The 12563-nt window shown below is 52.4% G+C and carries 9 protein-coding genes; 5 read left to right on the top strand and 4 right to left on the bottom strand.

Annotated features, from left to right (window positions below; genetic code table 11):
• Window positions 1-136: 136 nt before the first annotated feature.
• Window positions 137-679 carry a putative phosphothreonine lyase domain-containg protein gene (locus ACGYLY_RS24275; protein ID WP_395285327.1) on the bottom strand — a complete coding sequence of 181 codons (543 nt, stop codon included), beginning with the start codon at window positions 677-679 and terminating at the stop codon, window positions 137-139.
• A gap of 289 nt (window positions 680-968) precedes the next feature.
• On the opposite strand from ACGYLY_RS24275, the gene ACGYLY_RS24280 reads away from it, so the two are divergent.
• Window positions 969-1775 carry a DUF1801 domain-containing protein gene (locus tag ACGYLY_RS24280; RefSeq protein WP_395285328.1) on the top strand — a complete coding sequence of 269 codons (807 nt, stop codon included), beginning with the start codon at window positions 969-971 and terminating at the stop codon, window positions 1773-1775.
• A gap of 145 nt (window positions 1776-1920) precedes the next feature.
• Here the strand turns inward: ACGYLY_RS24280 and ACGYLY_RS24285 are convergent, their stop codons facing one another.
• A complete protein-coding gene (locus ACGYLY_RS24285) occupies window positions 1921-2619 on the bottom strand; it encodes a trypsin-like peptidase domain-containing protein (protein WP_395285329.1) in 699 nt (232 codons plus the stop codon).
• A gap of 300 nt (window positions 2620-2919) precedes the next feature.
• Between ACGYLY_RS24285 and ACGYLY_RS24290 the strand changes: the two genes are divergently transcribed.
• From ACGYLY_RS24290 to ACGYLY_RS24300, 3 genes are all read left to right on the top strand, one after another.
• Window positions 2920-4128, top strand: coding sequence for an RNA-guided endonuclease InsQ/TnpB family protein (locus ACGYLY_RS24290; RefSeq protein ID WP_395285330.1), 1209 nt, complete (start codon window positions 2920-2922; stop codon window positions 4126-4128).
• Window positions 4129-4563: 435 nt separating this feature from the next.
• The gene (locus ACGYLY_RS24295; RefSeq protein ID WP_395285331.1) at window positions 4564-8019 is read left to right on the top strand and encodes an ATP-binding protein; all 3456 of its coding nucleotides are present in this window, start codon (window positions 4564-4566) and stop codon (window positions 8017-8019) included.
• A gap of 177 nt (window positions 8020-8196) precedes the next feature.
• On the top strand, window positions 8197-8556 hold the full coding sequence (locus ACGYLY_RS24300) for a hypothetical protein (RefSeq protein ID WP_395291290.1): 360 nt from the start codon (window positions 8197-8199) through the stop codon (window positions 8554-8556).
• Window positions 8557-8980: 424 nt separating this feature from the next.
• On the opposite strand, the gene ACGYLY_RS24305 is transcribed toward ACGYLY_RS24300, so the two are convergent.
• Together ACGYLY_RS24305 and ACGYLY_RS24310 are read right to left on the bottom strand one after the other, a co-directional pair.
• Window positions 8981-11023, bottom strand: a complete 2043-nt coding sequence (locus ACGYLY_RS24305) for a S8 family serine peptidase (RefSeq protein WP_395285333.1) — start codon at window positions 11021-11023, stop codon at window positions 8981-8983.
• A 494-nt stretch (window positions 11024-11517) separates the two neighbouring features.
• Window positions 11518-11778 (bottom strand): DUF5518 domain-containing protein, encoded by a 261-nt coding sequence (locus ACGYLY_RS24310; protein ID WP_395285418.1) that lies wholly within the window; start codon window positions 11776-11778, stop codon window positions 11518-11520.
• Here ACGYLY_RS24310 and ACGYLY_RS24315 point away from each other — a divergent pair.
• Window positions 11704-12561 carry a bacterio-opsin activator domain-containing protein gene (locus ACGYLY_RS24315; protein ID WP_395285334.1) on the top strand — a complete coding sequence of 286 codons (858 nt, stop codon included), beginning with the start codon at window positions 11704-11706 and terminating at the stop codon, window positions 12559-12561. The genes ACGYLY_RS24310 and ACGYLY_RS24315 overlap by 75 nt on opposite strands.
• The last annotated feature ends 2 nt before the right edge of the window (window positions 12562-12563 follow it).

Genomic DNA, 12563 nt, shown 5'->3' on the forward strand with positions numbered 1-12563 from the left:
TGTGCCAGTGCTCGGCTGTCAAACGAGAGGCTCTGTTGAAGCCATCAGCACGTGACAAAACTGGCCTGCTGAATTGAGGCGCAAATCGGTCAGACAGGTCGCAAAAGGATTGGTGACACGGTTCCTCGACGGGATTCTATTCGACGTATCTAGCAGGGGCTGAGAGGCCAAACTCGTCAGCTGTGCCCGCATCGATTCTCTTTGCGGTGTAGATATCGGGTTTGTAGTATAGTTCGTGAGTAACGTCGTGTTCGTCTCGGAGGTGTTCCCGAACTCGGGTGACATCGTGACGCTCGAAATAGTTGGGTGTGTAGACCGTGAGAATGTACTCGTCGTACATCGGCAGTTCCTCGTATCCGAATGCGGTCATGGCTTTCACTGCCCAAATGATGCCTTCCTCTGCGTCGGAGAGCAGTTTGGGCCACAACTGTTCGATACGCTCTGCCGACCCTGTCACTTGCCACTTGCCGATCGTTTTCTTCTGTTTGAGTGCTTCGCGGTCGATCTCACGAACGGCCACGCTGTCCGCTGGTGGCAGATCATCGGATTCGGCGTCTTCAGGTGGTGCAACATCATGTTCGGAGAAATAGTCATCTCCTCCGATTTTCGGCGAGTCACTCACGTCTCGACTACGGAGCCAATACGGTTCTGTCTCGGTGATTTCAAGCGGGGACTGCATGGTGAGATTCGTCTCAATATCGAGCGGGTGTAAACAACAATGCTTGCCAGACAGAGTGAAAGTGAACCTAAACCCGCGAAGTATGCTAGAATATCCATCGAGACAATTCAATAGAGCTGATGGTTACATCTCTGTATTCAGCATGCCGCTTGTGATAGCAGTTCGGCAACCCGCTGGACCGCTGCAAGAGACAGAACGCGTATCTTGCACAGCTGATTGATATAAATTAGTCGAGAGCGACACTTCGCGAGAATATTGATACTCCTATACCGCATACTGATGGGTGATTATGAGCGTGTCCGGCCCACTTACAGCCCAACAGGTCTCCGAACTCGTGATGGCGAACCAAGTAATTAGAGCACCCTACTACGATACTGACCATGACGAGGGGGTTCGTTTCACGGATCTGGAACGGGGACTTCAGTGGGGTGCCGACGTCATTCCAGGCTTGCTGGGTCTATTTCGGGTTGAGCAAGACACTCGGGACGATCACCCTAATGGCTGGGTGGGCTTTGCTCGCCACTGGCGAGGGGATACGTTGCGACTGGACTTCGACCTGGTTTCCGGACCCAAAGAATCTGACTCGGTCCTGGTCGTGACCGCGATGTCGGGTCGGGAGGGGACGAAAACCATCGTGGACGAAGACTTCGGAGAAATCAAGTTATCAGACCATGTTCCGACGGAGCAAGAATGGAACGAACGGCAAAAACGGTACCAGGCGGCACGGAGGGACGATACTGCTGATGGCTCGGCAGCGGTGAATGCGTATATTGCAGCGCTGCCGGGGTGGAAACGTGAAGTTGCAACACAATTCGACGAGATCATTCAACACGAAGTGCCCGATGTGCGCCGCGCCGTGCGATATCACCAGCCGTTCTATGGAGTCGAGGATCACGGATGGTTCGCGTCATTCAGCGCGTTCTCGAAACACGTGAAACTGTCATTCGTATGTGAATCATACCTCGAACCGGAACCTCCCAAGGGGACGGGGCCACAGAGACAGGCCTTAGACCTGAAGGAGACGGACACGCTGGACGAAGAGCAGGTCGCTTCCTGGATCCGGCAAGCCGCCGACGATCCGGGGATGGGTTGGTGAGGTAGCCCACGTTTGTGCGATGGCTGTACGGAAATCACGAATCCAACCCGCTATATATCGAAGCGCAGCCTCGAACCATCCCCTGGACAAAACGAAAACACAGCAGTACTCGACTGAAAGAGACTGACTGGAGCAGAAAGTATCCTCATCGCCACTTCTTCATCCATTTTGCAATCGTCCGTGCGGGCGTCGCCGTCGCAACGGTGACTTTCTTCGGATAGGCGGTATACACAGTGTGTGACCGATTCATGCGCTCTATGGTGTGTGTCTTGCGAGTAGTTCCATTGATACACCCGACGACGTCTCCATCCAACGTCAGCAACGGTGAACCACTGTTTCCATCCTCTGTTGGAATCGTCGCCAGCAACCAGTTCGAATGAGCGTTGTAGTGATCATACCGACCCAAGGAGATAGCCCACTCACCGACGGTTATCGGATGACCGACTGCGAGCACAACATCACCGTGTGAGAGCGATACCGTCGACATCGAAAGCGGCGGTGGCGTATCGAAATTGGTTTTGAGGAGGGCGATATCCGGGAAGAGATCTTGATGATATCCGACCCGAGTGGCTGTCCCAGTCTGTCCATCGAACGTTTCGATTGCCACGGATTTCGTATCCTGTACGATATGCGAATTGGTGAGGATGTAGCCGTCATCGATAATCCACCCGGTGCCACCACCATCGTCAGTCGTGATTCGCACGACCGATTCCTGTGCTTGTGTTCCGAGTGTTCGTGCTCGCTCCCGAGTGGGTTTGGAAAATGGCTTGATACCACTGGCGACCGTCGTTTCGGATTCAACCGCGGTGGTGTGGTGATCATCGCCACGTCGGCCGACCAGCATTGGGATGGGAGCGGAGCCGATCGAACGAAGAACTTGCCGTCGGGTCCGTGGAGAACTCATCCCAGTCCTAGTTGGTAACCACGAGTTCTCACAGACGGAGTCACTCGATTCACGTATTGCTGTGTCCAATATGAATGCATTCTCGTTTACTCTTACTAGAGGGAGTCACAGAAAACACAGCGCGGATGCCCCGAGGCTTGACCTCGGGGAGGAAGCGCGTCGATACACGATACAAACCATACACATTGGCAGGCCCACTCCAATAACTATAAGTAACTGAGCCACCATATGTGAAACGTCGTGGAATATCGTCGTACCGCCGTAATCAAGCTCGACGTGCCTCAAGAGGGCGATTCGCCCCTCCGAGAGACCGTCGAACAATTCAAACACTGCGCGAACACCGCGAGCGAATGGTGTTGGCACGGTGACGACGGATACCATGTTATCTCAAAGGCCAAAGCAGAACGTGCCTTGTACGACAGACTACGCAGCGAAACCGACCTTACCGCGAACCTCGTACAGAAGGGAGTTCGGCGAGCGGTCGAAGCCGTCAAGAGCGGTGTAGCGAGGCTGAAGCGCGGTGAACGAACGTCGCAACCCTACTTCTCCGCCGATAGCGCGGTCTACGACAAACGAAGCGCGACGTTTCACCGCGACCATGTCTCCCTTTCGACCGTCAACGGACGTATCGAGTGCGACTACATCCTTCCTGATGACCCTGAGTGCCATCCACGGACGTATCTTGACGACGGGGACTACAAGTTCCGTATGGCGAACCTCCAACGTCGGGATGGGGAGTGGTTCCTTCATGCGTCCATGCGGAAGGTCAAAGTCGACGACCCCAAACTCAAAACCGAGCACAGAACAGTCCTCGGTGTCGATTTGGGCGTCAACAACATCGCAGTTTCGTCAACCGGCACGTTCTGGTCCGCCGATGAGTTCAACCACTGGCGTCGGGAGTACGAGAAGCACCGTGGCTCGCTCCAACAAACCGGAACAAGAGCCGCACACGAAGCCATCGAAGGTGTCGGCCGCAAGGAGTACGGACGGTTCGAAATATACCTCCACGGCGTAGCGAACGAACTCATCGAAGAAGCCGTCGAATACGGCTGTTCGCACATCGTCTTTGAGGACTTAACGCATATCCGCGAGAACATCCCGCAGGCGACGTGGCAACACGTCTGGGCGTTTCGCCGGTTGTACCAATACGTCGAATACAAAGCGGCGGAACACGGTGTCGAAGCCGTACAAGTCCCGCCAAACCACACGTCGCAACGCTGTTCGACGTGTGGGTGTACGCACGAGGACAACCGCGATGGCGAGCACTTCGAGTGCTTGAAGTGCGGGTATCAGAATCACGCGGATTACAACGCGGCGAAGAATATCGGCTTTCGGTATCTCCGTCGGAGGCAAAATGCAGCTGACGGAGGCGCACCTGTAGACGTGCGCTTGAATCGCGGGACATTGAACGTGAGTGGGGAGTACGTCCCCCCTGCCGCTACGGCATAGAACGGGAGTCCACGCGAAAGCCTCGGGGCTTGACCCCGAGGCAGTTTACACCAAGATGTTGTGGCTGTGAAACGACCCCCACGGGCGGCGTGGGACGCGATATCCGCTCGTCAGAGTTCATACTCATCTACATCATACTTTCCACGGGTGTTACACTGAAAGCTATGTATGGACGGCCCCCACGTGTGGTATTCATCATCACACATGCGTACTTCCTCCACTTCCACTCCGTCTACCCGAACCGTCCTTCGAATCCGGCCGACAACGGATCCTCTTTCGACTGACCAACTCCCGGCACAGTTCCGCCGACTCTACGGCCTCGCAAAACACGAGGGATATTCGCTCGGACGAAAACTGCGCTCCCGTGGAGCACCGACTCCACGCACGCTCGAATGCTTGCTCATTGGGACAGCCGACGGAGGACTCGAATACAGTGTGGGCTTGCCACCAAACGCGACCACCGAAGGTGACAACACTGCAGTAAACGCCCTCGAGAGTACGCTCAGGACTGCGTTCCCGGATACCTATGAGTTCGAACAGGATAGTGTCTCGCTGGCATCGAAACTGGGCGTAGAGAGTGCGTCTGGTGAGGATACAGAACGAGATACTAAGTCATCCATTGCGGCCGTCGAATTCGAGGCCACGGGCGATACGCGCAACGATTGGCAGACTGGTCTCACGCCATTCGAGGAGTTCACCGAGGACGACGAAACACGACCGCCACTCGCCGCCATCACCGAGATACTGGCGACGGCGTCGGTTCCAGTGGTCTTCCAAGTCCTACTTCGCCCAAAACCGGATTGGACGACAGATGCTGGTCTGTGGCGTCGAAAGCTCATGACTGGACGAGATTCGTTCGTCGGGAAACTCGTCGAAGAGGTGTTTGTCCCTGCTGAAACGCGACACAAATCGAAGGACACTCGTAGGGAAGCCGACCTGCCGGAATACACACGTCGACGCCTCGATGGGATTGATAGACGCGACACCCGCCACTCCTTCGACGTGAACGTCCGTGCGGTCGCCGTCACCCCGGACGATCCATTTGCTGCAACACAGACAGTAGAGGCTCTTGGGACAGCCTTGACACCCATCGATGGACCAGATTATCGACTCGGCGCGAAGACGCATTCGGCCTCTGGAACGCATTCGACGGCTGCCACTGACCTACTTGATGCCCTCCTCACGGCCGAGTTCCATGACGACCCGACCGGTCTTCGCACTCGATTACCGGGCGGTGGGACAACGAGTCCTGCCATCGTTGCCGACCCCACCGAACTCCCGAGTTTCTGTCTGCTGGGGGGAAGACATCTCACAGGAAACGCGAAACGAGCGTTCGATATCACCCCAGGAGAACGAACAGCACTCGTCCCACCATCGGATTCGATACTCGTACCCTACGATACATCGGGGTTTACGTTGGGGACGCTGCTGACACAGGACAACAGTTCGACCGACCAATTCATCACGCTTCCACCTGCACTTCAGTCCTTACACCTGGCGATTTTCGGCAAGACAGGATCTGGTAAAACCGTCCTCAACACAACAGGCATCCTCGATAATCACGCGGCCACCGCGGGACCATCGATCATTATTGACGGGAAAGGCGACGGTATGCCAGTCGAGTATCTGCGTGCACACTACAAACGATATGGTTCACTCGAAAGCATTTCTTCTTTCGATTGTGCGACCGTTCTCCCCGCACTCTCGTTTTTCAACATTCGTCCACAGCTTGCAGCAGGATTCGACCGCTCATCGGCGGCCCAGAACGTCGCGGATCACTACATCGACATTCTGGTCGGGATTATGGGCCGCGAGCGATTCGAGCGCGCGGTCCGGTCGCCCGACATCATCAGGTATCTCGTCAAGGCGTTGTTTGACCCGGTGCATGGGTCGGATGCCTATTCACACAGCGACCTCCATCAGGCGGCAAAGCGGATGGCGGAAACACAAGAAATACCGCAGGTGACAGATGAGGCACTCGCTGACCTGCTTGGCGGAGTCGTCGCGAACAAACAGCGGTCGTTCGATGAGATCATGCAAGGTGTCTTGAATCGTATCGAAAAGATTCCGATCGATACTCGACTCGGGGAGTTGTTCGATCACGTTCCCACGTCGGCAACTGTATCGACGAATGAGTTGGAGACAGAGCCTCTCGAGCCCGCCTTCGATTTCTTCGACGTACTAAATGAGAATGCGATCGTCATCCTCGATACGAGTGGATTGCGACCGGCGAGCAAGACGGCGCTCACGCTGGTTCTTCTCTCGAATTTGTGGACGGGACTCCAACGACGAAAACGCCTGCAGACGACGCGTGGACGTCGGACGGAGATGACAAGTAATCTCCCGCTCGTCAACCTCTATATCGAGGAGGCAGCGCAAGTCGCATCATCTGGATTGATGTCCGAACTGCTAGCCCTCTCACGTGGGTTCGGACTCTCGGTCACACTTTCGATGCAATTTCCGGCACAGGTTAGAGCTGCGGATACCGAGGCGTATGCTGAGATTCTAAACAACGTTTCAACTATTGTTACAGGAAACGTCGCGGTTGATACCGACCTCGAACGACGATTGGCCACAGACGAGATGCCGCCGAGCGAAGTCGGCAATCGATTGCGTGCACTGCATCGTGGGCAATGGCTTACCAGCCTTCCTGCACCGTTCGGGAAACCGGAACCACGACCGTTCGTCCTCGAATCGGCACCGCTTCCACCCGGCCATCCCGAAGGTGCAAATCCACTCACGGAGACGGAAGTGCTTGGATTCGATTCACTTGTAGCGGCGGCCGCAGACAGAACGCGCATAGAGAGTGGTATCGACATGAAGACAGTGGATATCGGTTACAACAGGATACAGGAGGGGGAACCGACCGAAGAATCGTCACGAGAAGACAGAATAGACGAGACGAGCGCCCCTGTGACCTCGACACTCCCGTACACGAAGCGATTGCCGATGTGTATCCGATATGACCCGGACATTCATGGACTCGTTTGTACGGGCTGTGAGAGCCGCTATCCGGCGACGACAGCGGGAGTTCGGCATAGCATTGAGTGCTGTTCGAGTATTTCGATGGTTGACCGCGATGACATTCCCATCTGTGAGATAGATTTGATGCTCACAGCACGAGAACGCGAGGAGAGTGCGTATTCAGACCGCCAATTGTGTTTCCTCCAGGCGGTGTATAGCGCCCATCAAGGAGATTTCGACCCACTAGCTTACGATATCTGTTGGGATAGCATGCTCCGACTGCAGGAATACGTTGGTATCGAATCTGATGCGATTCAGCAATTGCTCGACGATGGACTTCTTTCCCACGATTGTGACCATCCGTACCGGCTGTATACAGTGACAGCAGAGGGGCGAAGCGAAATACAGGTCGCCTACCGGGAGGGAATCGGATATGGACATGGAGTCGGCGATTTGGGTGAGTCTACACTCCACCGGGTAATGGTACAAACAGGAATCGAATACGTCGAATCGATGTATGTTGATAACCCCGACTCCGCTGTTGTATCGGTCGTCCCGTACTATCAACTAGACGATGGCCACCGCTTGGACGTTGCCGGGCTCAATGAAACTGGTGAGATCCGCGTTGCCGTCGAAGCTGAACGAGTGAATCACGACGTGCGGCGGGCAGTTCCGGAAGATTACGATAAGATGGCTGCCTTCGACCCGGAGGATGCGATTTGGATCGTCAGAAACCGCGAGAGCGCTCACGATGTACTCCACGCATTGAACAACCCGCCAATCGGAGACCCACGCGTTGAGAGGGAATACAGTCGAAGTTCACCGCCAAGCGCGTTCCGGCTCGATGCACCCGGATGTACACAAATACACACACTGCGCTACATTCGTGATACGGCACTCGAATTAACGCCACCTGGAACGGAGTGAACTACAGTTGACTCAGGTGAAGTACCCACGGACTGAGTGACATGTGGTACACTGCCTTGAATAGTATTTACTGATTCCACGATCGCCATCTTTTTTCACTTGTTAGGCACAGAATTTATTAATGGTTAGTTCAAATTTGTAATTGGAATGCCGATTTGGTATACACGAAGAAAACACTTGCTTGCCGTTATATTTATAATTGGGCTCATATACAGCTCAGTTGGAATCACAGCGGCGGCGGGTACATTCACGGGAGTGATGGGCGATTATTCCTGTGCGGGTACACACACCGTCAGTGTACAGGTCAATGGTGACGATGGCGACCCAATCGCCGACAAACAAGTCACAATCATCAATAAGAAGACTGGCGACCAAGTCTTCACAGGTACAACTGACAATGCTGGCCAGATTGATGTTACTCTCCCGCGTGGCCAGTACGAAGTCGTTGTTGGAAGCCAATCTAAACTAGTCAACCTGAACAAGGATCAGGACGTCACCTTCACCCTACCCACTGACGAGTTGCCTAAAGCGCAGTGAGTCATCGACCATTCTGACTCTCTTTTCATGAGATAATGAACGATACCACACTCCATGGATTTTCAATTTCTCATTAAGATCAAGAGTGCGGCACTGTCTAGTTAAGCGATTCGGTTGTAGAGGGGCGTTTCACCGTCTCTATCGTGAGGGGTAGCGAACCACTTCATCTCATCATGAGTAGATTTCCAGTGAAGCAGTCAAATTCTGTCCTCTCACAGGAGAGCCACCCTCACTATCAAGAATCAGTTGCTTTCGAACAGTGCATAAAACCTTGTCGATCGTACCGCTTTCGCTTGGTTTCCCTATCTAGACAGTGTCAAGAGTGCGTAATTGCCGAACGTGCTTTCGGTTGTGAAATGCTGTTTTCTTGAACTCGCGTAAACGACCACGGGTCAGGTGACCCGTGGAACTCTCGCTGTTTTCTTTAGATGACCCCCTGACCTTCAAACACGAGATAACCAACCTCTTCGGTCGTATGTCCGGATTCTGTATCTCCGCTCAATTCTTCTTCTATTTTGAGTTCTACGGCTGAACCACTCAAATTTTTATATCGAAGGCCTGCGGCATCGCCACCATCAGTTGTTTGAAGATCAGCAAGGAAGATTGGGGTCTCATAAACTTGCTCAAATGAATGGGAGTACCAGTCGTCAGTAACTATATTCGGTGTCCGACCAACTTCGAACGACACACCATTAATCGAACTCACAGTTGGTTCACACGCTAGATAACCCACAATTTCTGTGGCGTGCTGTCCGCCTGCTTCTTCTTCTTGCAATCGAAGGTCAAAACCTGTATTTGAGACGTTCCGTGTCCGTGTAACAATCGGATCTACTTCATTAACTGTTTGCGTACTCGAGAGAAAAATTGGAGTTTCAGTGAATGATTGGAAAAAGGAATGTCGATCAAATGCGTGAGTTGCAGACACAGTTCTTACTTCCAATCGAGCCCCAGACGACGACGTATATGCCCCTTGTGCAAGTACTGCAAAGGAGAAGGTTTCTTGTGTGTGAGAACCGTCTAAATAGCTCCATTCTTCGATCTGGTAGTCAAAGTTCGTGTTTTCGACATCTCGTAGTCGGATATGACTAGGTTGGGATCCATTCGTCGATAATGGGCCTGCTATCGCAACAGGGTTCGGGAAGAAACTATCGAACGGAAGTGATTGCCACGAACTTCGAGCTGGTTGGTTGGTAGTAATCATCCCACGTTGACCAATGGCAATTGCAGCTTCAGCGTTGACAAGGCCATATCCCTGTTCGTTTGAAGGCAGATTGATGTCCTCTGCAGTCACACGGAGCTGTTCTCGTGTACCACCTGGATTCACATAGCTTTCTGTTGTTAACGAACCCGTGGTATCATACACTATCGAATTGGCATTATTTCGTCCATTTGCCATCAGTAGAGCGGCCGTTGCACTTACATGTGGTGTGGCTGCTGAGGTTCCCGTGACAACGGCAAACGAGTTAGAGGCGACTGACTGGATATATTCTCCTGGTGCAGCAAGTTCCACTTCAGGGCCCGTAGATGAGCTTGATGTGATCGTGTCAGATCTTGTAGTTGCAGAAACTGCAATCACTTCGGGATACGCTGCTGGATAGCGAACACATCCGTCGCATCCGCGATTTGCAGCGGCAGCGACGAGTAAAACTCCCTTCTCATATGCATATTTACATGCATCATGAACGATTTGGGATGGCTCACCAGCGAAACTCATATTTGCGACGTCCCATCCTTGATCAGCTGTGTATGTTATTGCGGCGGCAATCGAGGCATAGTCACCAATTCCGGCACAATCCAATACTTTGAGTGAATGAAGTGTAACTTCTGGAGCGACTCCAACAACACCTGTCGTATTGTTTATCGCACCAGCTATTGCTCCAACGATCGTTCCATGATCGTCATCATCGTCCCATGAATAATGGCATGAGTTTCCATTTAATTCATTCGTCGGACATGAGTTGCCGGCGTAGAATTGCCCACACGCAACATCGAACGCTTTGCCAGTCCCAATATTCGCTTGAAGATCAGGATGATCGCTATCAAGCCCAGTATCCAGAATTGCAAGATCAGCCCCATTACCAGTATACCCTTTGTGATTTGCATGATCAGCGTCGATGCGGTCTGCTCCCCATGACAAAGTCTGACCAGTAGTTGTCCCATGGTCAACAGCCTTCATACTATCATTGCGCTCGGCGTAGCGAACTCCCGGTCGATGACGCAGAGCATCAATTGCTTGTGACGGAAACCTACCAACAACAGCTTTGCCTATCCCCCCAAAATCCAGAACGTGTGAGACCGTAGTGGCACGTCGATTTGTTGCTTCAACTGCTGTGGGTGTAGCAGTACCAACAATATGTTGTTGTGGCAATTGGGAAGCTTGTGGTTTCTGGTCAGCGAGATTGATCGTGAGATCTCCAATACAACCAGCAGTAGCGCTCAGGATTTGCCGTCGTGTCGGTGTGACCATTCTTGAATATTTATCTCAATGGTTAAAAACTAAGTTTAACTTTTAAATACCTATTTTGGAACGCACATATTAGACAATGAGTCCAAATAATAGTGACATCCCCCCGCCGTAAACGGAGGGCTTCCAGTACTGCAGTTGGGGTAATTACAGTTCGCAGATGCTCGCTTGTCTAGCGAACGTCCCCTGTCCACTACACGGGTCGTGTTCTCCACGACGGAACAGGTTGATTACAGGACGTGCCACGGGCCCGTTACTCCTATCCTCGGAAGACCGAGAGCTCAGAGTTACCTTTTCTGTTTGGTCTAACCGCCGCCAAATGTTCTGTGCGCCATTCGAATCGGCAATCACCACGATATCACCCTTGACCTGTTGCTGGTTCCGTCTGGAGGCAACGTAGGTGCGAGTGACCCGAATCATCATATATAGACTATGTAGACAAACCTGCTTATTGGAGTGGATTCGTGCTGAATATCTGGCTTGCCACTGACGGTTGTCTATCTCTGAGTTGTCGGATCCACGCCTGTCCCCAGAACGCTTCGCGTTCTGGTGTGCGAACGAGACGCAACCCGTCTCGTTAACGCCGTAACCGGCGGGATTCTTTCCTCGCAAAATGATAGGCTGGCCAATACCACTGTGGTTACGATGGTACCGAGGCCATCAATCGTGCCCGCTAGGAGACCGTGCCAGGAGCAGCTCTTGACGCCGTCGGTAGAAAGATATCCAACAATGACTCCCCCGGTGAGTCCAGCAACGATTGGTCAGCAGATGGAAACGAGATCGTCCTGACTAACCTCATATTTATTATATTTATGGCAACAAATTACTCTCTATGGATTTTCTCCTTTGGTATGTCCTCGTCTAACCGGAATAATGATTCTGACTCGGTTACTGAAATCGTATTCAAATCGACAAGTAAGTCATGTCCCCTGAATGAAATATCGGCCACGACAGATTGTCGAATTGTGTTAAAGCAGTTACTTCCAGCACAGAACGGCTTCTTCATATATTTCCAAATTTCAGAAGGGGACATAAAAGAGATACATGAGCTTATGGAGAACGAGACTGATCTTGAAACACGTCTTCTTGCTAACGGAGACACCTCTGGGATTTTTGAAGTCCGGATTGGTGATGGCAGACCGTATTTCGTGCCGCTTATTGTCGAATCTGGAGCGTTCTTATCGAAAATGCAGATTAAGAATGGAGAGGGTCACATCGTTGTCCAGGTCCCAGCGGACATCACTTCCTGCGATATCATCGATCTCGTGTTAGACTACCATCCGACGATGGATGTTGTTGCTCAGCGGCAAAACACCTATCCGATGCCATTGTTCTCACAGAAAGTTTTCCAGAGAGCGGTGTATGAGGAACTCACTGAACGACAGATTGAGGTCCTCCTCACCGCATATATTAACGGTTATTTTCAGTCACCTCGTGAAAAATCGAGCAAAGAAATTGCAGCTGAAATGGATATTACTATTCCGACATTCACCTATCATCTCCGTGGGGCTCAACACCAATTATTCAAACTGCTGTTTTAGTT

Source organism: Haladaptatus sp. CMAA 1909, from assembly GCF_043952005.1.
GTDB lineage: Archaea > Halobacteriota > Halobacteria > Halobacteriales > Haladaptataceae > Haladaptatus.

Coding starts and splice junctions, on each gene's coding strand:
- ACGYLY_RS24275 (WP_395285327.1), bottom strand. CDS start 679: ATGCAGTCCCCGCTTGAAATCACCGAGACAGAACCGTATTGGCTCCGT.
- ACGYLY_RS24280 (WP_395285328.1), top strand. CDS start 969: ATGAGCGTGTCCGGCCCACTTACAGCCCAACAGGTCTCCGAACTCGTG.
- ACGYLY_RS24285 (WP_395285329.1), bottom strand. CDS start 2,619: ATGCTGGTCGGCCGACGTGGCGATGATCACCACACCACCGCGGTTGAA.
- ACGYLY_RS24305 (WP_395285333.1), bottom strand. CDS start 11,023: ATGGTCACACCGACACGACGGCAAATCCTGAGCGCTACTGCTGGTTGT.